The following is a 25,899-nucleotide window of genomic DNA, read 5'->3' as shown; positions in this document are numbered from 1 at the left end:
CATATCTTTCATCGCTATTTATACTGATAGCTTATATCGATAGCAAACTTTGAGACTTTTACCATGCAAACCTCTACTGACAGCACGCGCCCTGTACGTACGCGTATCGCCCCATCACCAACTGGCTTCCCACACGTAGGTACTGCCTATATTGCCCTGTTTAACTTGGCTTTTGCCAAAGCTCACGGCGGCGAATTTATCTTACGTATTGAAGACACTGATCAGACTCGCTCGACTGAGCAATCAGAACAAATGATTTTGGACGCTTTACGTTGGGTTGGTCTAGATTGGAGCGAGGGCCCAGATATTGGTGGCCCACACGCCCCTTATCGTCAGAGCGAGCGTAGCGATATCTACAAAAAACACGCCGAGATACTCATAGAAAAAGACCATGCGTTCCGCTGTTTTTGTACCAGTGAAGAGTTAGATGCCATGCGCGCTGAACAAATGGCCAATGGCGAGACTCCTCGTTATGATGGTCGCTGTGCTCATCTTGCTCCAGAAAAAACTGAGCAATTGGTAAGCGAGGGCAAGCCGCACGTGATTCGTATGCGTGTACCGGCCGAAGGCACTTGTCAGGTACAAGACATGCTACGTGGCACCGTTGAGTTCCCTTGGACTCAAGTCGATATGCAAGTACTGCTAAAAACAGACGGCATGCCAACGTATCATTTAGCCAACGTCGTCGATGACCACTTGATGGAAATCACCCATGTCATGCGCGGTGAAGAGTGGCTGAACTCTGCGCCTAAGCATCAACTGCTTTATGATTATTTTGGTTGGGAAATGCCTACGCTTTGCCATATGCCACTACTGCGTAATCCTGATAAATCAAAACTGTCTAAACGCAAAAACCCAACCTCTATCACCTACTATCGTGATGCAGGCGTGCTACCTGAAGCGCTGCTAAACTATCTCGGTCGTATGGGCTACTCAATGCCAAATGATGCTGAGCAGTTTACGCTAGAAGAAATGATTGCCAACTTTGACATTCAGCGTGTGTCGCTTGGTGGCCCTATCTTCGATATCGAAAAGCTAAACTGGCTCAATGCAGAATGGCTACGTGCGCTTAGCCCTGAAGAATTAAAGAATAAAATCCTTGAATGGGCCAGCAACAGTGACAAACTGACCGCGATCGCAGCGGCGATTCAGCCACGTATCGAGCTATTGTCTGATGCGGTTAATTGGGGTGGTTTCTATTTCCAAAACCTACCTGACATCAATGCTGAGAGCTTTACTCATAAATCACTCACCCCTGAGCAAATTATCGAGATGCTGCAATTAGCCCTTTGGCAGTTAGAAGTCTTACCAACTTGGTCAGAAGAAAACATCTATGCCACTCTAAAAGGCCTTGCTGCTCACCTTGATATCAAGATGCGTGACTTTATGGCGCCGTTCTTTATCGCTATCGCTGGTAGCACCTCATCGACGCCAGTCATGAACTCTATGGCGATTATCGGCGCTGACATGACTCTGACTCGCTTGCGTCATGCCGTTGATGTATTAGGCGGCCTTGGCAAAAAGAAATTGAAAAAACTTGAGAAACAAGCAGCAGAGTTGCCAGATTTTTTGGCTGCTGCTGAATAGTTTATCAAGATAGACTAGTGTCAATAGTGCAAAGGCGTGGACTCTGTTATTACAGAATCCACGCCTTTTTTATTATCAATAAGTTATATTTCTCAATAAAACTAGAATGTTGTAGACTATTAATTTAACTGTTTAGTCAAATTGGAGATTATGGTGATAGAAGTGCATCGGTTATGTATATGAGTGGCAGTAGTGAAGATTCCAAAATCCTTATAGCTAATATTACTCATTCAGCGTCAGGACATCAGAGGCTATACTTCAGCGATCACTATATCGATACCTCTGATGTTTGTAGTTTTAAAACTTCTGTCCCCAGTAGATTTACAATGGTATTTAACGGACAGGCAGTTAAGATGCTACGCTGGTGTAAAAAATTTACAGACGTGGACCAGTATTACTTCGAACTAACTCCTGCAACAGAACGTGGCAATAACTATGTTATTAAGTTATTTAAAAAGACTACCTTACCCATTAAAATTCAATACGATAATGAAACTCTTAATTTTCCAGTAATAGGCTTTACCAAAGCATGGAATAGTGCTGGTGGTGATGCCATCTAATAGTCTATGTCGAATAGTATATTTATAAAATTCACAAGTTCTAGATAAGAACCTATAAAATAGATGGACTGTATATTTTATAACTCGCTAAACCTTCTGATGAACTGGAAATAAACATGGCCGCCAAAACCGTCACAATAGAAAGCAAAGACTATGTCTTTAACACGCTCAAAGAAGCTCAAAGATATTATGATGCCATCGTAAAGGAGCTGTTTGATGCAACTTTGACCCTAACCAAGGGACAAGACTTCGAAGATTTAAAATGGATATACAGTACTTACTGTGGTTACACCAAACATAATCTAGATAAATTGGGCAAATACGACATCATCGGCGTCAAAGGTATCAGAACGATCCGCGAAAAAAGTGGTCAATATATGCCAACTGAATGCTGTGCGATTATTTTTTCTGATGGTAGCGAAGAAGAGTTTTATACCGATAAAGCCATCAAAGAGATCGCACTTAAGCAAAATCCACGCTAATTTGGGCGTGTTGAGCCTTTAAAATAGGCTAAAACGCTTTTTTTTGCATATTTATGAATTATTTTTAAAATAGTAGTTGACAAGACTGCCGCTCTTACATAAAATACGCACACTCTTAGCGAGGGGCTATAGCTCAGTTGGTAGAGCACTTGCATGGCATGCAAGGGGTCAACGGTTCGACTCCGTTTAGCTCCACCATACTTATTTATAGCAACGCTCAGTATTACTGAAACGTAATAATAAATACTCGCTAGTAGGACTATATCAGCACCTAGGCAATGCTTGCTCTATTATTAATAGATAAGCTATCTGATATTGTGAAGTACCGTTGTAACCACTGGTTATAACACTCTATGCGTCCCCATCGTCTAGAGGCCTAGGACACCGCCCTTTCACGGCGGTAACGGGGGTTCGAATCCCCCTGGGGACGCCACTATTCGGCGTCACTTATTAGCACTTTTGCTTAGCATCAGGTTAGACTAATAAGCGAACAATAAAAAAGCCCAGTCATCATACGGTGACTGGGCTTTTTTATGTCTGTCGTTTCTCAAAACCCTCTATTCTGTTGTCGTTAGCTTATTATTAATAGCTGCTAGCTTACTGTTGATAGCGCTATTGCCAACCTATCTAATACTCGTTAATATCGACCTGATAAGCCTATTTACAAAGCGCACCTATCTACTATAAATGATGGGGTTAGCGTGATTAAAGGGAAGTGATTGCTATGTTTGGTATCGAGAATTATCTAGGGTTTATCTTGGCGGCTATTTTGTTAAACCTAACGCCAGGTACGGATAGCATGTACATCATCACCCGTAGTATTTCACAAGGACAAACAGCAGGGTTTTATTCTGTTCTTGGCATTACTTCGGGTATTTTGGTACATACTTTATTGGCGGCGCTAGGGTTGTCCGTGTTACTTGCCAACTCCCCTACGGCGTTTATGATCGTCAAATATATCGGTGCGGCTTACTTGTGCTATTTGGGTCTAAAAATGCTACTGAGCAAAAACTCGAGCTCGATAGCAAACAATTTGTCCAAAGATCAGAACGTGACTAGCCGAAAGGCTGTAGATGGTTGGCAAATATATAAGCAAGGTGTGTTGACTAATACTTTTAATCCAAAAGTCGCTTTATTCTTCTTGGCGTTCTTCCCGCAGTTTATCGACGCTAGTTATGCTTATGGCATGCTGTCATTTTTGATGTTGGGACTGACTTTTGCCACCACAGGTTTTATATGGTGCTTGTGTTTGGCGCTGCTGGCGTCAAAGTTCAGCAAAAAACTAAGAGAGAATCCAAAAATTGAATCCATGATGAATAAAATAAGTGGTGTCGTATTTATGGGGCTAGGAATTAAGCTGTTGACTGAAAAGGCTTAAAGAGTAAAGTAACAAGAAGAAAAACGTCTTCCATAAAAAAGCCCAATCCCCTACTTTGACGGAGATTGGGCTTTTTTTCAAACCAAGTCTAGTACATCACTAGCCAGCTTCTTTGCTTTCAGCAGCCAATTGACGTAGTACATAGTGCAACACGCCGCCATGACGCACATATTCGCGCTCTTTTGGCGTTTGTAGACCAACATTTACCTCAAAGGTTTCTGCCGATCCGTCAGCACGCGTAGCCGTAACCGTGGCCGTTTTACTCTCGCCATTGTCCAGACCTGTGATGCTGAGCACTTCAGAACCATCTAGTTTGTATGTCTCCGCATTTTGACCGTCTTTAAACGTCAATGGCAATACACCCATACCGACTAGGTTTGAACGGTGAATACGCTCGAACGAGCTGGTCAACACCGCTTTTACACCTAGCAAGATAGTACCTTTAGCTGCCCAGTCACGGCTCGAACCAGAACCATATTCTGACCCGCCCAATACCACGAGCGGACGCTTATCTTCTTTATATTTCATCGCTGCATTATAGATAGGCATTTCTTCGCCATCTTGTAGCGTAGCGCTGTCGTCCTTGAAGTAGTAGGTATAGCCGCCTTCTTTACCGCCCATCATGGTGTTTTTGATACGGATGTTGGCAAAGGTACCACGGGTCATGACTGCATCATTACCACGGCGTGAGCCATAGCTGTTAAAGTCTGCTTCCATCACACCGCGCTCTTGCAAGTAGTTACCTGCTGGTGAGTCTGGATCGATATTACCTGCTGGTGAGATATGATCGGTGGTGATGGAATCACCGAACAGACCTAGGATACGCGCGCCTTCGATATCAGGGATACCTTCTGGCTCCATAGTCATACCATCAAAGAACGGTGGGTTTTTGATATAAGTCGACCCTTCATCCCATGGATATAGTTGGCTATCCGCTGAACTAATTGCGTTCCACGCTGCACTGCCGTCAAATACTTCGCCATAGTTTTTTCGGAACATATCGGCATCGATATTGTTGGCAATTAACTCGTTAATTTCTTCCGAGGTCGGCCAGATATCTTTTAGAAATACATCATTGCCATCTTGATCCTGTCCTAGCGGATGAGTGGTCAGATCGATATCGACTGTACCGGCTAACGCGTAGGCAACGACTAACGGTGGTGAGGCTAAGTAACTGGCTTTGACATGCGAGTGAATACGACCTTCAAAGTTACGGTTACCAGACAGTACCGCTGCTGCGACTAAGTCGTTTTCTTCAATGCCTTTTTCGATCTCTTCTGATAATGGCCCTGAGTTACCGATACACGTGGTACACCCATAACCTACTAAATAGAAGCCCGTTTTTTCTAGCTCATCCATCAGATGAGTTTTCTCAAGATAGTCGGTGACCACTTTAGAACCCGGTGCAAGCGATGTCTTAACCCAAGGCTTGGCTTTAAGACCTTTGGCAGCAGCTTTTTTGGCCACTAGACCTGCACCAATCATTACTGCTGGATTGGAAGTATTGGTACAAGAAGTAATAGCAGCAATAACTACCGACCCGTCTCGTAACTTGTGTTGTTTGTCATTGATGCTGACATTTGAGAAGACATTGTTTGCTGGCGCATAACCTGCATTATCATCACTAGTATCAACTTCGATATTCGGCTCAGCCGCCAAGTGTTCAGCTTGCTCTTGCTCGCCGCCTTCTTGATCAAAGCGTACTTTACCTTCAACTTCCGACTTGCGATCTTTGGTCATTTTTTCTAGTGTTTCGCCAAACTTCTCATGCATATCAGACAAATTAATACGCTGCTGTGGCAAGTTTGGACCAGCAAGTGCTGGCTGTACTGACGATAGATCTAGTTCTAATTTGCTTGAATAAGTCGCCGCAGGTGTATCGGCATCGTGCCATAAGCCTTGCGCCTTAGCATACTTTTCAACTAGCTCAATCTGCTCTTCGTCGCGGCCTGATAGACGCAGATAATCAATCGCCATTTGGTCAATTGGGAAAATACCACAAGTTGCACCATATTCTGGTGACATATTGGCAATCGTCGCACGATCGGCAAGCGGCATGCTGTGCAGGCCTTCACCGTAGAATTCGACAAACTTACCAACCACACCATGGGCACGTAGCATTTCAACCACACGCAATACCAAATCCGTGGCGGTGACGCCTTCGGTTAATTTACCCGTCATCTCAAAACCAACGACTTGTGGAATCAGCATCGATGATGGCTGACCAAGCATGGCCGCTTCTGCTTCAATACCGCCCACGCCCCAACCAAGCACACCAATACCATTAATCATCGTGGTATGGCTGTCAGTACCAAATACTGTATCAGGATAGGCAGTAAGCTCACCGTTGACATCAGCGGCCATCACCACACGCGCTAAATACTCAAGGTTAACCTGATGGACAATACCGGTCGCTGGTGGTACGACGACAAAGTTTTCAAAGGCGTTACGACCCCAATGCAAGAACTCATAGCGCTCATTATTACGCTTAAATTCAATCTTCTCATTCAAATCTAGCGCATCTTCGCGGCCATAAGCATCAACCTGTACAGAGTGGTCGACGACCAGCTCACTAGGGATAAACGGATTGATCTGCTCAGCCTTACCGCCAAGCTCGACCACTGCATCACGCATCGCAGCCAAATCGACTACTGAAGGTACACCAGTGAAATCCTGTAATACCACACGCGCTGGCATAAAGGCGATTTCTTTTGACGCCTCAGCCCCTGCATCCCAGTTGGCAACCGCTTCGATATGGTTTTTACCAACTGACTGGCCGCCGTCCTCGTTACGCAATAGGTTTTCTAATACCACTTTCATGCAAAATGGTAGTGTCTTGATATGCTCATAAGTTTCGGTCAGCTTCGGCAGGCTGTAGTAGGCATGTTCCTTGCCAGCAACCGAAAGGGTGTCTTTTACATCAAAAATATCACTCATGATAGCTTCCTTATCGTTGTTATAAATCCTGAACATAAATTATTATAAGTTTATGTATGACTGGTGGCTCAATAAATGATTGATCTGTCTTGAATCAATATCGCAGTTTCGCAAAACTGTCTGATATGAGTCCGTGTTAACAAAAGAGATAATCGTATCTGTAGTGATTAACAGAAACTCCCTTTTACCATAACAAACATACAAGGCTTTGTTAACGTCTAGACGTTGTCGAATCGTGGCACAATCGTAAACGTAACAACGGTTTAGCGAGCTATTCTTAAGCAATATCTTTCTATTTACTTTTTGTCTTTTTTACGTCGTCCACTGCGGAACACGTAGCTGTCTTCATAAAAGCCAGTATCTGCATTTTCTGCCCAAAAATGCGGCACCCCTAAAATCGGTAACGGCGCAAGCTGGCGCGGTTTGACGTCATCATTTGATAATAATGTATCCATGTATTCGGCAACTTTGTCATCCAAATAGCTCATACGTCCAGCTAACGATAAGGTAAAGAATTCTTGTGCAACGTGAATGACAATGCTGTGAGCGCATAGAGGTTTGCGTGGGTGTACCAACTGCTCAAGCAGTGCATGCCCAAAGATATAGACTGCTGCCTGAGCACTTGTATTCGGTTGTGCTGGGTTGTCCCATTTAGCGCGAGGTTTCACCAAACTTGTCTGCCAGTCAAAATCAACCAACGCCCTGCCGATACTAGCATCAGAAGTCACTAGCACTGCGCCATTCTCATCAAAGACAGTAATAGTGTCGCGCACATGCCCTCGACGCTCACTAATACCCTGCTTAGCGATTTCTAGCATATGGTAGTAATTGAGCATAGCTTTAGTCTTCGGAAAGGTCAGCCAAATACTGCCATTAAACAAGTCATGTAAATTATCACGCGTCGGGATATTGCCAGTTGTGCCGATGAAATGCTCATAGGCCTCCCCTTCAGGCAATGCATTTTGAGAGACAAACTGTAGCGTTTGAGGCGCATGACCATGGGCAGGTTTAGTATGCGGTAACGGCTGTTGCAAATATTCAGCCTGCTGCGTCACTGCCGTTTTTAAGACCTTGGCAATCGTGTCAGGCGTATTGATGTCAGAAGCATTTATATCGTGCTTATTTGGGCTTTTCACATTATCCAAACCTTCTGAATCATTCGAACCATCCAAGCTCTTTCTCTGTGATTTCGAGCGACTAAGCCGCTCAATCGTGTTGCTGATATAACTCAATTGAGTAATATGCGATAACCAAGGCACTTGCCAGTCAATAGTAGCAAAGCTGTTATCAAGCTGACCTTCTACTACCGGCAGCTGCTTAGTATGAGTATCAGAGTTAAGTGTGGCGGGTAAATCACTGGCAGGCATAGACGCTCTCTCTTACAGGCTATCTCTATTAGACGTATGGACGGTATATGGTATCATGGTGCGCTTTTTTACTGCTAGATACGCCGCTCGAAAGGACTTTTTGAGCGCTATGGATGAATGAGTTTTATGGCAAATTTTAATACCCACTTAAATGTCGCCTTTATGGTCAGCGGCACACTGAGTTTGACGGTTTATAAAGCTGGATTGATTGATGATTCAGGGTTTTTGGTGTGCGTGGCGCTTGGTACTATCGGTGGATTGCTGCCGGACTTGGACTCTGATAATTCAACACCGATTAAGCTCGGTTTTAATATTACCTCGTTCATATTTGCCTTTGGTCTGGTCATGCATTGGCGTAGTGACTTGAGCTTACTGGCATTGATAATATTGTGGCTAGCAGGCTACGGTTTTATGCGCTACGTCGTTTTTCATATTTTTACTACTATGACGGTGCATCGCGGCGTCATCCACTCTGTACCGTATATGGCAATACTGGGATTGGGTCTGACCTGTTTAAGCTATTATGGCTTGCACCTACCACTGACGACTAGCTGGTTTTATGGTCTGTTTTTATTTGGTGGCGCGATGGTGCATTTGTCATTAGACGAGCTGTATAGTGTCAATTTATCCAATATGAAAATGAAGCGCTCATCGGGCACGGCAATGAAGTTTTATCAGCCAAAAGACAAATGGTGGTATCTGCTCTTATATACTATTCTTGCGCTACTGGTATACGCCGCCCCACCTTTTGAGATGTTTTGGTCACGATTGAGCGACCCTTCTGCATGGGCTCAGCTCAAAGTCGGCATATTGCCAGAATTAATAAAAAGCATGCTGCAATAAAGTTATCAAAAGACCATTGAGCCTAAACGAATAAGCCCAAACAAAAATTAGAGTAAAACATGCAACCTTCCCTACATACTTGCCCTTGCCAAATCAATCTAACAGCAGAGACGACAGACGCTCCGCTATCCTATCAAGACTGCTGTCAACCATATCATAATGCTTTTTATAATGATGAGGTTAATAAAGCAGATGGTATAAAAGCGGAGACAGCCGAACGGCTTATGCGCACGCGCTATAGTGCCTTTGCATTGGTGAAACCAGACTATATCGTCAAGACCACAGTGCCTGCGCAGCAAGGCTTGCTTGACTTTGACGCGATTGAAAGTTGGGCCAAAGAGACAGATTGGGCAGGATTAGAGATTGTAGAGCACACGCCAAAGCTTGGTAAACGTCATGCACAAGTTGAGTTTAAGGCGTATTTTAATACCAAAGATAATACCGCTAGTTTAGAAGAAAAAGTACAAGCGCATCATGAGCTGTCCACCTTTGTAAAGGTAAAAGACAAGGCTAATAACGATGTGCGCTGGTATTTCTTAGATCCGACGGTTGCGATGACTGTCAGCCAAAAACAACCGTGCATTTGTGGGTCTGGTGAGAAATTTAAGCGGTGTTGTGGGAGTTATATTTAAACAGTATTGGATATTCATTAACCGCTAAACACTCGCCCCAACGGCTCGTGCAATCGCAATGCCTTCGTCCACTGTTAAAAACTTGCGCTGGCTTGGGCTGTCTTTATAAATGACATCGCCATCTTGAAAGATTAAGCATTCATTGACAGCCAATTGCTGCCATTTCTCATTTTCAGTCAATGGCACAGTGACCAAAATCGTGACTTTATCTGTGTCTGTAGTCACATCACCAAAGTTAATCGCCATATCATCATCAGCCAGTTTGGCTTCACCAAATGGCGCTTTGCGCGTGAGATAAAACAGCAAGCTACCCGCATAAGCCAGTTGCCACCTGCCATTCGATATTAAGCAATTAAATAACCCATTGGCAGAGAGATAGCGACACTGTGTGGTCAAAAAATTAAACAGCGTTTTGTCATCAGGACGCGACTTAAAGCTGCTTTTTAGACGATTGACCAAATAACAGAATGCCATTTCAGAATCAGTTGAACCGACTGGCTGACAGTGTGAGGCATTGCCATTGTCTTGTAAGCGCTGACAGCGTTTGATAAATTCGCTATTCATCTGCCCATTGTGCGCAAATACCCACTGTTCGCCCCATACTTCACGGACGAATGGATGGGTGTTTGCCAAACAGTTCTGCCCTTGCGTCGCTTTACGAATATGCGCGATGACATTCATGGCTTTGATTGGGTAGTTATTGACCAAGTCAGCGACTGGCGACAGATGGCTTGGACGATTGTCATGAAACAAACGCAGACCCGTTGAGTCATTTGCCGTCTCATCGTTGGTTTTGTCGTTATTACTGCATTCGCTGCGCTCAAAAAAGGCAATACCAAAGCCATCTTCATGACTGTCCGTCATCCCGCCGCGCTTGCGAAATCCTGCAAAGCTAAAGCCAATATCCGTTGGGGTATTACAGTTCATTCCTAAGAGTTGACACATTTAATCATTACCGCCGTTATTATCGTCTATTATCGAGTTACCTTGAGTAGCATTGCTTTGAGCGGCAGATAGCGCATCAAAGTCAGCATCACTCATCTCATCTAGTAAGGCTGCACCATCGGTTGGAATGGTCGCTAAGATACGCTGAGCTTCTACCAAATCCGTATCCTCTACCCAAAGAACGATACCCGAGTTCATACCTGGGATAGCGCTTAGCGGTTGCAAGGACACGGTAATGCCGTTATTACGTAGTAGGTTGGCGTGCAGCTCACCCTGCATATTGGTATCGTAGCGCGCCAGTTTGTGCCAGTTGTCAACGTGATCGGTCATGGGGTCGCCTCTAAGGTTTCGGTGCTAAAATTAGTACTAGAATAAATGAATAAGTAACGCTTACGATAATTGATCTAGCGTATATTCTTTGATTGCAAACTCACTACTATTTAATGTTTCTTGCGCTTGTTCGGCTTGGGTGATACTGCTAAATACACCGACTATCTGATTGTCTGGTTTGCTTAATAGTACAAATACGGTATTTTGCGACTTTTCAACATGCGCCCAATGGTAAGCGGCCAGACGTTTCATCAAGTCAGGGTTTTTGACCATGATGTTATCACCCGTACGACCTTCGGTGCGGTTATAGTGAATCACATTTAGGCGTAATAACCAGAAAATCACTGCTGCCTTTGCCAGCATCACAGGGAGTGCACGTTTTTCATCACTGTTTAGCGGACGTATCGATTCATAACCTTGTAAGAACGCTGCCATTTTACTGCGGTCAAAGTTAACGGATTCGCCTTGTTCCGCAACGCCCCATGTGGTACAAAAATCATTGATAGTAATCGCAATATCCATTACGTAATGCTCAACGCTTACCTCGGTAAAGTCTAGTAGACCCGTCAAACGCGCTTCGCCTTTTTGTAGATTCCATAAGGTATTGTCGGCAAACATGTCTAAATGGCACAGACCTTTTGGCAAAGTGGCCAGTGGCAATTCTGAATAAGCGCGCCAGATATCGCTCATCAGCTTGGCTTCGTCACCTGGCATGAACTGCATTTCACGGTCACGCACGTCGCTCCATGGGTACAAAGGCACGCCGTATTGCTCGCTTGGCTGCAATGCTTGGAGCGTTTCATGCAGCATGGCTAATGCCGCGCCAATGTCATGACACATCGCTTGCGTGGTTTGCTCAGGATGTGAGCCTGCTAGGCATGGTACTAGCGTAATCGCTTTTTCTTCATAGTGGATGACATAGCGTTTATCATTGCCATCCGCCTGAGCACTATTTGATTCAATAACGGCTAGCGGCGCAGCGACTGGTAATTTGCCATTTAATTGATTAAGAATAACGGCCATTTTTTCGATATCAGCAGGTGGACGCTCTTCAAATAAAGTGAATACGTAAGAGTACGTGCCATCTACATCGTCAGTCGTTTGAATAAACCAGTTTGAGTTTTTAATACCTTGAGTGATCGGAATCGCGCGGGCAAACGACACGCCAAAGCTTTGGCAAAAGGTGGCAAACTGATCATCGGTTAACTGGGTATAGACGGACATGACATCTCACTTATCGTAATTAAAGAATAAATAAAAGTATATTTTAGCTTATTATAACTAAATTCAACCTGCATTGGCTTTTAAGGAAGGTGGATTTAAGTGGAACAAATAATAATGAATGAATTTATTATGTTTTGGGACTGTTTAGGAATTAATTCTGGACAAATCCAAGTTGTTTTGAACTTGATTGTGATTGTACTAGCAACTATCGCCGCATTATATGCGAAAAAACAAATAGCAATCGCTCAGCAACTGAGAGAAGATGAAATACGGCTATCAAGGCATAGACTAACCGTCTCAATTTTAGATTTAGCTTATAGCTGTAAAAAGGACATCTTCAAGCTAAGAAAAGACTTTTATGATTTTGAAATAGAATTTAGCAAATTATTGCAAATTAGAGGTTTTAAGCTAGACGATCTGATGCCAGAATTTGACTATACCTTCAGAGAGTGGCTTAAGTTTCCTACCGAAACTTTAAGTCGTATAGAAAAAACAAATAGGGATCTAGTCGCTAAACTACATACTAATAATGGTGACTCAGATTTGAGTCTACATGAACTCGAAACTATTCTTATAAAACTTATGGATATTGCTTCCTCATTAGAACATAGCAAACAAGGCATTATCGAAAGAATTGAAGAAATACGAACCTCATATAATACGATCTAGCTCAAAAAACCTGCCTGAAATAGCAGTGATTTTGCTAGACTAGCGCCTATGAATTGATTATAAGGTGAAAGACCCTATGTTAGCAAAGCGTATCATTCCTTGCTTGGACGTTGACAATGGCCGCGTGGTCAAAGGCGTGCAATTTGTCGATATAAAAGACGCAGGCGATCCTGTCGAAGTAGCCAAACGCTATAACGAACAGGGCGCTGATGAGATTACTTTTTTGGATATTACGGCGACCAATGATGAGCGCGATACCACTTATCATACTGTTGAACGCATGGCAGAAACGGTATTCGTTCCGCTAACTGTTGGGGGCGGTGTTCGAAAAATTGCTGATATCCGCAATTTGCTCAATGCTGGCGCGGATAAAGTGGCGATTAACTCAGCAGCCGTATTTACGCCGGAGTTCGTTGGTGAAGCCGCGCAGAAATTTGGTAACCAATGTATCGTCGTTGCTATCGATGCCAAACGCGTCGCTGATATCAACGTCGATGGTATTGTCGTGCCACGTTGGGAGATTTTCACCCATGGTGGCCGTAAGCCAACAGGTATCGATGCCGTTGCTTGGGCGAGCAAAATGGCAGAGCTGGGCGCTGGTGAATTACTGGTCACCTCGATGGACGGTGACGGTACCAAAAAAGGCTACGACTTGGCGCTCATGCAGCAAATTACGAGCCGCGTTAATGTACCCGTTATCGCTTCAGGCGGCGTCGGTAACCTGCAACATTTAGCAGAAGGCGTACTAGAAGGCGGCGTAGATGCCGTACTTGCCGCCAGTATTTTTCACTTCGGTGAGTACACGGTACTGGAGGCCAAAAAGTATATGGCAGCGCAAGGAATACAGATGCGTCTTTAGCACGCTCGTAATATACAAATAAAACCCAAAAAAATGCTATCATAGCGCTAACCATTTATTTTCGTTCAATTAACTGGGGCAACGCCAAAACAATAGGTGACCGAATCGATTGAACGCATCAGACTATTTAGCTATTTATTGACGCCTATATTTCAATTGAACGCTTATTAAGCAAAGGATTTTTTATGTCGAATTTACAACAGCAGCGCAACGACGTGACTCATATCGATGGTAACCTACATCAAAACGCTGATGCTCGCATTGGTATCGTTGTTGGTCGTTTTAACGGTTTTGTCGTTGAGTCATTAGTTGATGGTGCAATCGATGCCCTACTCCGTCATGGTGTATTGGGTAGCAACATTACTGTTGTTCGTGTGCCTGGCGCATTTGAGCTACCACTTGTGGCCCAACGTGCTGCTGAATCAGATCGTTTTGACGCGATTGTGGCACTGGGTGCAATCATCCGTGGCAGCACTCCACACTTTGATATTGTAGCTAGCGAGTCGGCCAAAGGTTTGAGCGCTGTGGCAATGGATTATAATATCCCTGTTGCTAATGGTATCATTACTACTGACAGCATCGAGCAAGCTATCGAGCGCTCTGGTACTAAAGCGGGCAACAAAGGCTCTGAAGCGGCGATGGTTGTACTAGAAATGATCGCTGTTTTGTCACAGCTAGATATTGATGATATCGATGAAGCGTAAGCTTTAAAGCTCACGTTTATTAGTTTAACTGGTGCTGCTATTTGGTAATAACAGCACCTCATAGCATTAGCCAGCTATCGAAACAATTGGCTACTTTTTGAATTTTCGCCGTATTTCTATACCCTTTAAAGCTTTGAATCAGCAAAGTTAAAAAGCTACTTTGTTAATTTATATTTTGACTGGGTATCATCTCAAAAATTTAGGTACAGACCCCCTATGACTGACCAACTCAAGCGCGCTATTAGCGCTGCGAAAACCGCACAAGCCAACGATGGACAAGCTGAAGCTACCCGTATAGCGAGCAGTAGTGCGGGTGATCAAACATTCGATATGAGTGAGTCTTCTTACAAGACCAGTCACACTGCTATCCGTAAGGCACGTCGCTTTGCGATGCAGGGCCTATACGAATGGCTCGTTACTGATCGCCGCTTTGATGTAGATGGTAAACTTGGCTGGAAAGCCAATGCTCCACACGATATTGCTGCTCGCACGCGTGCAACCAATGCCATGCATACCGTCCATATCGGTTATTATCATGAAATGATGCGCGACATCCCAGAGCAAATTGAAGCTCTCGATGCGCTTATCAGTCAGCATCTCGATCGTGAGGTTGATAAGCTAGATACGGTTGAGCACGCTATCTTGTTGATTGGCGCGTATGAGCTACAAAACCGTGTAGAGATTCCTTATAAAGTCGTGCTTGATGAAGCGATGAAGCTGAATAATCACTTTGGGGCGACTGACGCTCACAAACTGATTAATGCGGTACTGGATAAAATGGCTGGTGAGCTGCGTGCTTTAGAGGTACAAGCAGACACCAATGCCAATCTACGTACGTCACAAAAAGCGGCGGCTAAACAGTCTGAAGCAAATCCAGCCGATAATATCGAAACTGCTGCTGAAACTGAAAGCGCTATCGTCGATGAGCCGACTGCATCAAATAAGCCGCGTATCAGTGCTAACAAAGCTAACGTTAAACGCAGTAGTGCCAGTAAAGCCAGTGCAAATATCAGTGACTTTAAGGCGAGCAAGAAAAACGCTAACGATACTAAAGATTAAGACTAAGACTAGCCATGAACGAGTTTGAGCTGATTGAGCGTATATTCTTACAGATGCAGGCCACGCATGCGCCATTAACTGGTATCGAAAAAGGTATCGGTGACGACGCGGCTGTGATGGCATTACCAGCAGGCTCACGCTTGGTTAGCTGTATTGATACACTGGTTCAAGGTCGTCACTTTCATGCTGACTGGCAAAAAGTTGATGAACTAGCATTTGCCATTGGCTATAAAGCCGTGGCCGTTAATGTCTCAGACATCGCTGCTATGGGTGCATCGCCACATAGCATTATGCTAGCGTTGGCATTACCTGAACGTTTGGCAAAACACGAATGGCTTACTGAATTTGCTAAAGGGATGTTTCATGCGTGCCAGCTGTTTGGCGTGACGCTGATAGGGGGTGATACCACGCGCAGTGAGCGTTTAATACTCAGTATCAGTGCTCAGGGATTGCTGTCCGCAGATACACCTGCCATTTACCGCTCAGGTGCGCAAGTGGGTGATAAGGTTTATGTTTCAGGCACCCTTGGTGATGCCGCTTTCGCCTTAAAGTATCCTGAAAGCGCACAAGGTATCGAGTTGGCGCATCGTCTACATATGCCAACGCCACGTATTGCACTAGGTGCAGCGTTGGCAAAGCTCGGTGCAACAGCGATGATAGATATCTCCGATGGTCTTTACCAAGATCTTGGCCATATCTGTCAGCAAAGCTCTGTATGCATGCGCATCCATTTAGACAAGCTACCGAGTAGCGAGTTATTATCTACTGTCGATTTGTCTGATCGCTTGTTAGGTCAACTAGCGGGCGGCGATGATTATGAACTGGCATTTACTTTGCCTGCGCATATCAAACCGCCTACTGGCAACACACCTGTCACTTGTATCGGCGAGGTAGTTGCACTAGCAGATCCGATAGCGATAGATACCAAGTCTTCTAATAACTCACGTCTTGAACTGTTCTATCAAAATCAACCAGTGACGCCTACTCAGCCCGCACCGTTTTCAATATGGCCCAATCTTACTGGTTACCAACACTTTACAGGCTAATCCATGACTGATCACGATTTATCTAAGCCTGACATCCGTAAAGCGAATGACTGCCCACCATTACCGGTTGGTGCTAATATTCTTGACCGTATGGTTTATTGGCTTGGGCTAGGTTTAGGTAGTGGTCTGCCGCGCCGTGCACCTGGCACTTGGGGTACCGTTGGTGGGTTAATTATTGCCATACCATTGTTGAGTTTGGGCTTTATACCTTTTCTCATTTTGACAATTCTATCTTGTATTTTGGGCGTTTGGATTTGCGGACGCACTGCTGAGCTGATGCAAGGTCATGATGATCCGCATATCGTTTGGGATGAGTGGGCAGGTATTTGGATTACCCTACTACCCTTGTCTTATATGGGGATTGCTGACGATAACTTCTGGAAAAATGTGTCTCAAGAGCTTTCTATTTTCGCCATTGTTGTCGCTTTTATCTTATTTCGCTTTTTTGATATTGTTAAGCCGCCACCGATTGGCTGGGCTGACAAAAGAGTTGCTGGTGGGTTAGGTATTATGCTTGATGACATCATCGCCGGTATCATGGCAGCAGTAGTATGGGTAGCGGTTATGTTTGGTGTGCTGTTATAAGCTACCCTAACTACTACGATACTGAATTGGCTGTTCTACAACCGCTAATCCTAGCAACGTTATCAATTTGAACGCTACTCTCCTGCATCGACAATTGATCTATTGTTAGCAGGTTGTATTACAAAGCCTGCACATCACAGCGTTTTTATAAATGAACATTTGCGCTATAATCCAATATTATATTTTGTTACATTTGTGAGCCTATTATGACATCTCCTCTTTCTGTAATTATTTTAGCTGCTGGTAAAGGCACACGTATGCAATCGGCAAAGCCAAAGGTATTGCAGACCTTGGCTGGGAAGTCTTTATTAGGCCACGTGCTAGACACTTGTCATCAGCTAACTGTTGATGAAACCATTATTGTTCATGGCTTTGGTGGTGATCAAGTAAAGTCAGAAATTACCAATCAATATACACAAGCATCGATTACTTGGGTTGCTCAAACTGAGCAATTGGGAACTGGCCATGCGGTCAAAGTGACACTGTCTGACTTACCCAAATCAGGACAAAGTCTTATTCTTTACGGTGATGTACCATTGGTAAGCTGTCAAACGCTAACGGCATTAAAAACTGCCAATACTGATGGTATGTCGATGCTGACGTTGACTGTCGATAATCCATTTGGATTAGGTCGTATTAAGCGTGACCAAGCAGGCAATATTGAAGCCATCGTTGAGCAAAAAGATGCCGATGCTGAAGAGCAAAGTATTAAAGAAATTAACAGCGGTATCTACTGCGTCGATAATGCGTTACTGCACAAATACTTGCCTGAGCTTTCTAACGACAATGCACAGCAAGAATATTATCTGACGGATATCGTTAAAATGGCAGTTGCCGATGGTATTACTATCGCGGCAATTGAGCCTGAGCATACGTTTGAGATTGAAGGGGTAAATAACCGTCAACAGCTTGCTAGTCTAGAGCGTACTTGGCAGCGTAAGCTAGTTGCTGACTTGCAAGAAGCTGGCGTGCAATTTGCTGATCCTACCCGTGTCGATATTCGTGGTACGTTAACCGCTGGTCAAGATGTGTTTATTGACGTTAATGTGGTATTTGAAGGTGACTGTACCTTAGGTGACAACGTCTATATTGAAGCAGGCTGTGTTATTAAAAATGCCAAGATTGGTAATGCCTGCTACATCAAACCGTATTGCGTGATCGATCGTGCCGATATTGGTGCTGGTGTTGATATCGGGCCTTTTGCGCATTTGCGTCCTGATACCGTACTATCTGATAACAGCAAAGTTGGTAATTTTGTCGAAATTAAAAAGTCGACTATTGGTCAAGGCAGTAAAGTAAATCACTTAAGCTACGTCGGTGATGCAACAGTCGGTGCAGGCGTGAATATCGGTGCTGGTGTTATTACCTGTAATTATGACGGTGCTAATAAATCACAAACCATCATTGAAGATAATGCGTTTATCGGCTCTAATGCTAGCTTAGTCGCGCCAGTGACGATTGGCGATACTGCTACTGTGGCCGCTGGTTCTGTGATTACCAAAGATGTTGATAGTAGTGCATTGGCATTTGGTCGTGCGCGTCAGGTACAAAAAAATGACTTCCAACGACCCACTAAAAAATAATTGCTCATTGGTGGTTTAGCCAACCTCAGTCATTTTTGAACCGATCTAAGCAGTACGGCAATCTTTGTGGTGCTGCTTCATCATATTTATATGTTGATGACTCATCATTAATGTTCAACCAAATTTTTGATCTTGTACCATTATATATTGAACTACTAAAAACTAAATCTAAGGAATAGCCATGTGTGGAATTGTAGGCGCCGTTGCTGAGCGAAATATCGCTAATATCTTACTTGAAGGCTTAAAGCGTTTAGAATATCGCGGCTATGACTCAGCTGGTCTGACGGTTATTCGTGATGGTGAACTACACCGTGAGCGCCAAGTAGGTAAAGTACAGGCACTGGTTGATGCCGTTGCAATCAATCCAGAGTTTTTTAATGGTTACATCGGTATTGCTCATACGCGCTGGGCAACCCATGGTGAGCCGGCACAACGTAATGCGCATCCACACGTGTCAGGCAAGATTGCGGTCGTTCATAACGGCATCGTCGAAAACTACGCTGAGCTGAAAGAAGAACTAATAGCCAAAGGCTACGTATTTACTTCGCAGACAGATACAGAAGTTGTAGCGCATCTGATCCATGATATCTACAAAAAAACGCCTGACTTGTTAGAAGCAGTACGCACCATTATCCCGCTACTGCATGGTGCTTTTGCATTGGGTATCGTCCACGTAGATTGCCCTGATGAGCTCATTACTGTACGTCTAGGCTCACCTTTGGTTATTGGTGTCGGCATCGGTGAGAATTTTATCGCGTCAGATCAGTTGGCATTGCTACCAGTGACTAACCGCTTTATGTATCTAGAAGAAGGTGATATCGCCAAATTAACTCGCAATAGCATTCAAGTTTATGCAGATGGTGTTGAAGTCCAACGTCAGATACATGAGATTGATGCAACCCAGCACAATGCCGATAAAGGCGAGTTCAAGCATTATATGCTCAAAGAAATTTACGAGCAGCCAGATGCTGTCGCTCGTACGATCGAGATGGCTCTGGATAATGGTGAAACGACTAAACTACGCGACGATTTTTTACAGCGTCATGAGGCACTGCTGTCAGGTATTCGTCATGTACAAGTGATTGCTTGTGGTACCAGTTATCACGCTGGTATGGTCGCAAAATACTGGTTTGAGAGCCTTATCCGTATACCTTGTTCCGTCGAGGTTGCCAGCGAATTCCGCTATCGCAATCCTGTCGTCGTCGATAATACTTTGGTCATCTGTATTTCTCAATCTGGTGAAACGGCTGACACCTTATCAGCATTACGTGATATCCAAAAGCAAACGCCAGCAGGCTTAGTCAGCTTGGCATTATGTAATGTACCGACGTCATCGCTGGTACGCGAAACAGATATTTTCTTACCAACGTTGGCAGGGCCTGAGATTGGCGTTGCCTCTACCAAAGCATTTACCACTCAGCTTGTGGCCTTGATATTATTGATATTAAAAGTTGGTGTCACGCAGAAGCGCATGACTGACGAACAGTTAAATACGTTATTAAGTGAGTTACATCAATTACCAGGACAACTCTACGCTAGCTTAAACCTTGATGGTCCTATCAAGACCATGAGTGAAAGCTTTGAAGATAAGAAAAGCTGTCTATTTTTAGGTCGCGGGCTACAGTTCCCGATTGCGCTAGAAGGTGCACTAAAGCTGAAAGAAATCTCTTACATTCATGCAGAAGGTTATGCGGCAGGCGAGCTCAAACACGGTCCATTAGCATTGGTCGATAAAGACATGCCCATCGTCGTACTAGCGCCTAAAGACAGTATGTTTGATAAATTAAAAGCCAACATGCAAGAAGTGCATGCGCGTCATGGTGAGCTATTTGTATTTGCTAGCGAAGCTAGTCAAATGGTCGCGGAAGATAGACTACACTTAGTATATGTACCCGATGTTTGCGAGACGCTCGCCCCCATCGTCTACAGCGTGCCTGTGCAATTGTTGTCATACCATGTAGCAGTAATGCGTGGCACAGACGTCGACCAGCCACGCAATTTGGCAAAATCAGTCACGGTAGAATAAGAAGAATTACTCTACGACAGCTCTTGTGAGCGAGTAATAAAGTATCATCCTGAGTAATAAAGTATCATCCTGAGTAATAAAGTATCATCCTGAGTAATATAGTTTCATCCTATTGACTCATGTATTAACCCCTGCTATTGTTTAATAAAACATTAGCAGGGGTTTTTCATGCTCTCCAAAAAACAACAGAAGTGGATTAAAGAAGAGCGAGGTCAAGGAGAGTTAGCCGATTATAAACCATGGATCAAAATCTCTGACATATCTTCAGCAGGACGTTCTCACCGAACCTTTGGACATAAGACTAGACGAACTCATCATCTAATGTCGGATTTAGAATTAGCTGCTTTCTTAGTTCTTGAATGGAGTGCTGATGTAACTGATATACGAGAACAGTTTCCTCTAAAATATGAAGATACCCAGCAGATCGCCAACTCAATGCAAGTTAAGCATCCTAGTATTAGAGGTGAGCTCCATATTATGACCTCGGACTTCTACGTGGTTACTTCCAACACCCTCCACAATCAATTTGCTATTCAAGCTAAGTATTCAAAAGATTTAAATAATCCTAGAGTTATAGAAAAATTAGAGATAGAACGTCGTTATTGGCAGAGTAAAGGTATTCCTTGGCAAATAATTACGGAAAAAGATATTCCTTTAGAAGTTCAGAATAATATCAAATGGTTATATCCAGAGTCTGATAGTTACATCTATTCTGACATTGAGCTTAAACTAAATTTATACTCCGAACAGATACTAAAAAATCCCAGCAACTCAATTATCAATTTATGTAAAGAAATTGATAATGCTTATCACAGCGAGCTTGGAGCTTCTTTAAATGAGATTAGAAAGCTATTAGCTCAAAGGTTTTTCACTTTTGATTTGCGTATTGATTTCAGAAAGCTCAAATGTAGCGATCTGAATGTAGATGGAACTAAGTGTTGGGGCTTAATATCTGAGGAGCTTCGTTATGTTTCGAATCAATGATATTTACAACAATCAAGGTGAAGAATATAGAATTCTCAAAGAGTTACCCAATGACGTTTTTGTTTGGATTGATATCAACGAAACTATAGCTCTGCCCGAATTAATAAAAACACAAAGTTTAGTCGATCTAATTGAAGAAGGCGAATGCCATTTGATAGATGATCCTTATCAATACTTGCTGTTGCAATCACCAGAAGATGGTACTACGGCTCAAATAAAGAGAGATGAGAACTATCAGTTGATACAACCGATTATCTCTAATGAATTATATTATCTACCTGAAGTACGTTCAAAAATAATTAATGATATTGTCAGTTCAGACAAAAGTACGAATCAGACTCTATATCGGCTTATCAGAAAATATTGGCAAAGAGGACAAATGCCTAATGCTCTACTTCCAAACTACAAGAACTCTGGAGCAAAAGGTAAAAAACGTATTGCTAAAGAAAAGAAGCTTGGTAGGCCAAGAGTTTATAAAGAGGGCACGGCAGCCATAATCAATACAGATGTCGAAAGACTCTTTTCAATGATCATTAATAAGTATCTTTTAAATGATAGTAAACATACAATCGTTTATGCATATCGCAAATTTAAAGCTATGTATCGCTCACTAAATCCTGAAATTGACGACGAAAACTTTCCTAGTATTTGGCAGTTTAAGTATTTCTACAATAAAGAATTTACTTCTGTTCAAAAACTTAAGCTTAGACACAATAAGATTAGTTACAACAAGGACGTAAGGCAATTACGTTCCACTGTTAATACTCAAGTTCTCGGACCTGGTTCACGCTATGAAATAGACGCTACAATTGCAGATATCTATCTACTATCTGATTCAGATAGACAGAGTATCGTAGGCCGTCCTGTCATTTATTTTGTTGTAGATGTATTTAGTCGAATGATAGCAGGCTTCTATATTGGTTTTGAAAACCCTTCATATGCCACTAGCATACAAGCCCTAAAAATGGCAGTTACTGATAAACAGAATCATTGCAAAAAATATGGAATCAATATCACTGCAGATGATTGGCCGTGTATAGGACTGCCTGATGCAATTCTTGCAGACCGTGGAGAGTTACTGGGCCATCAAATTGAAACTTTAGAAAAAAGTTTTTCTGTTCGAATAGAAAATACACCACCTTATCGTGGAGATTTAAAACCTGTTGTAGAGCGATACTTTAAAACAATGCAATCTCGGTTTAAACCTTTTGCTCCTGGTGTAGTGACTGATGTGAAAGAAAAAAAGAAAGGTGGTCGAGATTATCGACTAGATTCGACTCTGACAATATCCGATTTCACCAAAATTATGATCAACTCTATCCTCATACATAATAAAACTCACCAATTGACACATTATGATAGAGATATCGACATGCCTTCAAGTTTACCTTTAATCCCACGTGAGTTATGGAATTGGGGTCTACAGCATCGGACAGGAAAGTTGCGCTCTGTATCAGAAGAAGACCTTTATGTAGCACTTCTACCTAGAAAAAAAGCAACCTTATCAGATTTGGGTATAAAGCTTTTCGGTATTTATTATGATTCTGCGGAAATTAGGAAACAAGGCTGGCTACATCGCAAAAACACAATCAACCGTCCTAAATCTTTAATTGCTGCCTATGACCCTATTGATGCAAATAAAATATATATTTTCTATGAACAGAATAGTATCAATTACTGGGAAGCTCATTTATCTGATCGTTCTAGAGAGTTTAAAGATTGCAGCTTTTGGGAAGTTTGGCACATTCAAGACGAGCAGAAAAAAACAGTTGCTCAACAAGAGATTGAGAGCAGCCTAGCATTAGAGCAGCTTGAAAGAGAAAATGAAATAACTATAAAACAAGCTATAGCAGCCAAATCCAATGTTCTACAGACTAAGTCTGCCCAGTTATCTAACATCAACGACCATCGCGAACAAGCTAGAAATACTGAACGTAAAGACAGGCAAGAAGCTCACTATGCCAAGACAGCTAAAAATGGCAAAATTATACAGCTGCCTAAAACTTCATCAAAGGACAGTGCTATCACTACATTATCAGATGAAGACTTAGCTCTTAAGTACCCTGTTTACCACAATATAGATTCTGATGATGAGTAATAAGCTGAAGAGAGAGTATTGAAATGACGATGGTAGAAGCTATATACAAGGACAGTTTTGGGCCCTATAGAGGTAATTCATTTGTAGAAGCTTTGCCAGACGTATTTGAACCAGAGGAAGTCGTTAGAAAGCTAAAAGGTAGTGTTGATTTTCATGCTTCAGACACTCAAGCAGGTTCTGCTGTCCGAGGGCATCTCATAGCTCAGCTGATGAATCAATTTTTTCAACCGATTAATAGACATATTGATCTTGAGAAGAAAATTTCAATTATGATTCGTGAAGGTTATATAGGACGAAATCCTAAAGACGGCTCTTTAAATACTCGTTTACAAAATGGCTATGAGAGGTTGATGACGGGAAATGATGACGCTATAAGGTTCCCATCAACTATATCTACGGCTCGTAGTTTAGCTTTCATTGGATGTTCCGGTAGCGGCAAAACAACTACTCTAAACAAAATACTATCTACTTATCCTCAAGTTATCAATCATACACAATTCAACTTTATCCAAATTGTCTACTTAAAGATTGACTGTCCGCATGATGGGTCGTTAAAAAGCTTATGTTTACATTTTTTTAGAGCTATTGATCAAGCTTTAGACTCCAATTATGAAGATAAATATACTCGTAAAAACCAGGGGATCGATAATTTACTGAACTTAATGCGGCAAATCTCTAATCTTCACGCTATTGGATTATTAGTTATCGATGAAATTCAGCACCTTAGTGTCAATAAATCTGGTGGTGCTGAAAAAATGCTCAATTTTTTTGTTACTCTCGTAAATACTGTTGGACTACCAGTTGTAATGGTAGGTACGCCTAAAGCTCGATACATTTTTGAAGGTGATTTTCGTTCGGCACGTCGTGGAGCTGGGTTTGGTTCTATTTTCTGGGAGCAAATGCCATATGAAGCAAATCGAATTACACAAGATGGTAGGGTTATTAAATCTGAATGGAACATATTTACAAATCATTTATGGAAATATCAATGGCTTCGAAAAGCCGATCTAAAATTATCAGATGACATACAGAACTGTTGGTATGATCTATCGCAGGGCATTCTTGATATCGTAGTTAAGTTATTTGTCCTTGCTCAACTACGAGCTATAGATTCAGGGTTGGAGCGTATTACAATAAAAGTTCTACAAACAACTTACGAAGATGATCTAAGACCCATTCACCCAATGATTGAAGCCCTTAGATCAGGTAGAGCAGATAGGATCGCTCAGTTCTCTGACCTCATTATTCCTGATATCGACAAAAAGCTATTAACTCTCCAAACTCAGTTACAGCAAAATAAAAATGAGTTTGATGATATTGCAGAATATCAAGGTCATGAAATAAGTATCAGATTGCACCGTATGCTGGTTGATATGGGTTATAGCTCAAAGCTACTTGTTCCTATAGTAACACGTGCTATTCAAAACTCACCTGAAGCAACCATTCAAAGTTTGATGCCAACAATATTGAAGTGGCTGAATGATACTGAAAGTGAAGCACAACCTAAAGTTCAAAATAAAAAGCTTAAACCACTTAAAGCCAAATATACTAGCCAAGACCTTTGGCATACATTAGATACAGAAGACCTTCGCTTCCAGTTCACGCAAAAAAATGAAGAAAACGTATTTTATGATCATCTAAAAAAATCAACTGGTCTTATTTTTGATATTAATGACTGGCTACCTAGGGTAAGCTGATATGCTTAATTTTCCCATCCCCTATCCTGATGAACTTATTTACAGCACAGTAGCTCGATCAAAAATAAGGGCTGGGATCACTAGTCCAAAACAGCTGCTTGAGGATGTTTTTGCAAACAGAAAAGTAATTGCAACTGTTGATTTACCCTGTCATTTATCTAGGCTTATTGAGCTCTATCCGTCTGGTCATTACGATGTTAACTCACTAGCCTATAAACACACTCTTTTCCCTCTTTACGCCCCTTTTTGTAGTGGTCAACTAATTTAGGACACCTGATAAGAGGTTTTTGTTAAAATAGCGTCT

General features: G+C 42.7%; 22 protein-coding genes, 2 tRNA genes and 1 pseudogene. 20 read left to right on the top strand and 5 right to left on the bottom strand.

From position 1 onward, the window contains the following. Nucleotides 1–63: 63 nt before the first annotated feature. The 6 genes from gltX (at nt 64) to FQV37_RS04595 (ending at nt 4,007) form a co-directional block, all read left to right on the top strand. A complete protein-coding gene (gene gltX / locus FQV37_RS04620) occupies nt 64–1,587 on the top strand; it encodes a glutamate--tRNA ligase (RefSeq protein WP_160021479.1) in 1,524 nt (507 codons plus the stop codon). Between the two features lie 179 nt (nt 1,588–1,766). Further along, nucleotides 1,767–2,147 (top strand): hypothetical protein, encoded by a 381-nt coding sequence (locus FQV37_RS04615; RefSeq protein WP_160021478.1) that lies wholly within the window; start codon nt 1,767–1,769, stop codon nt 2,145–2,147. 116 nt (nt 2,148–2,263) lie between these two features. Beyond that, nucleotides 2,264–2,629, top strand: a complete 366-nt coding sequence (locus tag FQV37_RS04610) for a hypothetical protein (RefSeq protein WP_160021477.1) — start codon at nt 2,264–2,266, stop codon at nt 2,627–2,629. Between the two features lie 122 nt (nt 2,630–2,751). Beyond that, nucleotides 2,752–2,827: transfer RNA gene (locus FQV37_RS04605), tRNA-Ala, on the top strand. Between the two features lie 159 nt (nt 2,828–2,986). Beyond that, nucleotides 2,987–3,062: transfer RNA gene (locus tag FQV37_RS04600), tRNA-Glu, on the top strand. A 291-nt stretch (nt 3,063–3,353) separates the two neighbouring features. Beyond that, entirely contained in the window at nt 3,354–4,007 is a 654-nt protein-coding gene (locus FQV37_RS04595) for a LysE family translocator (protein WP_160021476.1), read from the top strand. 99 nt (nt 4,008–4,106) lie between these two features. Here the strand turns inward: FQV37_RS04595 and FQV37_RS04590 are convergent, their stop codons facing one another. Beyond that, nucleotides 4,107–6,944 carry an aconitate hydratase gene (locus tag FQV37_RS04590; RefSeq protein WP_160021475.1) on the bottom strand — a complete coding sequence of 946 codons (2,838 nt, stop codon included), beginning with the start codon at nt 6,942–6,944 and terminating at the stop codon, nt 4,107–4,109. Nucleotides 6,945–7,240: 296 nt separating this feature from the next. Continuing rightward, complete coding sequence (locus FQV37_RS04585) at nt 7,241–8,311, bottom strand: DUF3025 domain-containing protein (protein ID WP_160021474.1); 1,071 nt, start codon at nt 8,309–8,311, stop codon at nt 7,241–7,243. Nucleotides 8,312–8,437: 126 nt separating this feature from the next. Between FQV37_RS04585 and FQV37_RS04580 the strand changes: the two genes are divergently transcribed. Both FQV37_RS04580 and FQV37_RS04575 read left to right on the top strand, forming a co-directional pair. Then, complete coding sequence (locus FQV37_RS04580; protein WP_160021473.1) at nt 8,438–9,154, top strand: metal-dependent hydrolase; 717 nt, start codon at nt 8,438–8,440, stop codon at nt 9,152–9,154. A gap of 59 nt (nt 9,155–9,213) precedes the next feature. Continuing rightward, complete coding sequence (locus tag FQV37_RS04575) at nt 9,214–9,786, top strand: YchJ family protein (RefSeq protein ID WP_160021472.1); 573 nt, start codon at nt 9,214–9,216, stop codon at nt 9,784–9,786. 24 nt (nt 9,787–9,810) lie between these two features. On the opposite strand, the gene FQV37_RS04570 is transcribed toward FQV37_RS04575, so the two are convergent. Genes FQV37_RS04570 through FQV37_RS04560 form a run of 3 tightly spaced genes read right to left on the bottom strand, consistent with a single transcriptional unit; the run spans nt 9,811 to nt 12,285 of the window. Next, nucleotides 9,811–10,731, bottom strand: a complete 921-nt coding sequence (locus FQV37_RS04570) for a class II glutamine amidotransferase (protein ID WP_057762068.1) — start codon at nt 10,729–10,731, stop codon at nt 9,811–9,813. Beyond that, complete coding sequence (locus tag FQV37_RS04565; protein ID WP_240990943.1) at nt 10,732–11,061, bottom strand: hypothetical protein; 330 nt, start codon at nt 11,059–11,061, stop codon at nt 10,732–10,734. Between the two features lie 60 nt (nt 11,062–11,121). After that, nucleotides 11,122–12,285 carry a homoserine kinase gene (locus FQV37_RS04560; protein ID WP_160021471.1) on the bottom strand — a complete coding sequence of 388 codons (1,164 nt, stop codon included), beginning with the start codon at nt 12,283–12,285 and terminating at the stop codon, nt 11,122–11,124. Nucleotides 12,286–12,384: 99 nt separating this feature from the next. Here FQV37_RS04560 and FQV37_RS04555 point away from each other — a divergent pair, with 99 nt between their 5' ends. The 12 genes and pseudogenes from FQV37_RS04555 to FQV37_RS04500 all read left to right on the top strand — a co-directional run. Further along, complete coding sequence (locus FQV37_RS04555; protein ID WP_160021470.1) at nt 12,385–12,954, top strand: hypothetical protein; 570 nt, start codon at nt 12,385–12,387, stop codon at nt 12,952–12,954. A 76-nt stretch (nt 12,955–13,030) separates the two neighbouring features. Further along, nucleotides 13,031–13,813 (top strand): imidazole glycerol phosphate synthase subunit HisF, encoded by a 783-nt coding sequence (gene hisF / locus FQV37_RS04550; protein ID WP_102092121.1) that lies wholly within the window; start codon nt 13,031–13,033, stop codon nt 13,811–13,813. Nucleotides 13,814–13,998: 185 nt separating this feature from the next. Continuing rightward, a complete protein-coding gene (gene ribH, locus FQV37_RS04545; protein ID WP_160021469.1) occupies nt 13,999–14,517 on the top strand; it encodes a 6,7-dimethyl-8-ribityllumazine synthase in 519 nt (172 codons plus the stop codon). Between the two features lie 216 nt (nt 14,518–14,733). Next, entirely contained in the window at nt 14,734–15,576 is an 843-nt protein-coding gene (gene nusB / locus FQV37_RS04540) for a transcription antitermination factor NusB (protein WP_227684760.1), read from the top strand. A 14-nt stretch (nt 15,577–15,590) separates the two neighbouring features. Then, on the top strand, nt 15,591–16,622 hold the full coding sequence (thiL, locus tag FQV37_RS04535; RefSeq protein WP_160021468.1) for a thiamine-phosphate kinase: 1,032 nt from the start codon (nt 15,591–15,593) through the stop codon (nt 16,620–16,622). A 3-nt stretch (nt 16,623–16,625) separates the two neighbouring features. Beyond that, nucleotides 16,626–17,207 carry a phosphatidylglycerophosphatase A family protein gene (locus FQV37_RS04530; protein ID WP_160021467.1) on the top strand — a complete coding sequence of 194 codons (582 nt, stop codon included), beginning with the start codon at nt 16,626–16,628 and terminating at the stop codon, nt 17,205–17,207. 206 nt (nt 17,208–17,413) lie between these two features. After that, on the top strand, nt 17,414–18,790 hold the full coding sequence (gene glmU, locus FQV37_RS04525; protein WP_160021466.1) for a bifunctional UDP-N-acetylglucosamine diphosphorylase/glucosamine-1-phosphate N-acetyltransferase GlmU: 1,377 nt from the start codon (nt 17,414–17,416) through the stop codon (nt 18,788–18,790). Nucleotides 18,791–18,971: 181 nt separating this feature from the next. Beyond that, entirely contained in the window at nt 18,972–20,816 is a 1,845-nt protein-coding gene (gene glmS / locus FQV37_RS04520) for a glutamine--fructose-6-phosphate transaminase (isomerizing) (RefSeq protein ID WP_160021465.1), read from the top strand. A 168-nt stretch (nt 20,817–20,984) separates the two neighbouring features. After that, nucleotides 20,985–21,800, top strand: a complete 816-nt coding sequence (locus tag FQV37_RS04515) for a TnsA endonuclease N-terminal domain-containing protein (RefSeq protein WP_160021464.1) — start codon at nt 20,985–20,987, stop codon at nt 21,798–21,800. Further along, nucleotides 21,784–23,898, top strand: coding sequence for a Mu transposase C-terminal domain-containing protein (locus FQV37_RS04510; RefSeq protein WP_160021463.1), 2,115 nt, complete (start codon nt 21,784–21,786; stop codon nt 23,896–23,898). Before FQV37_RS04515 ends, FQV37_RS04510 begins: the two co-directional genes overlap by 17 nt. 23 nt (nt 23,899–23,921) lie before the next feature. Beyond that, nucleotides 23,922–25,595 carry an AAA family ATPase gene (locus FQV37_RS04505; protein ID WP_201616846.1) on the top strand — a complete coding sequence of 558 codons (1,674 nt, stop codon included), beginning with the start codon at nt 23,922–23,924 and terminating at the stop codon, nt 25,593–25,595. A gap of 1 nt (nt 25,596) precedes the next feature. Continuing rightward, nucleotides 25,597–25,842: pseudogene (locus tag FQV37_RS04500) on the top strand (TniQ family protein); the annotation flags it as partial. Between the last annotated feature and the right edge of the window lie 57 nt (nt 25,843–25,899).

Origin of the sequence: Psychrobacter nivimaris, from assembly GCF_009812035.1 — a bacterium.
GTDB lineage: Bacteria > Pseudomonadota > Gammaproteobacteria > Pseudomonadales > Moraxellaceae > Psychrobacter > Psychrobacter nivimaris.
The sequence above is the reverse complement of the archived record's forward strand: the minus strand, read 5'-3'. Positions and strand labels throughout refer to the sequence as shown.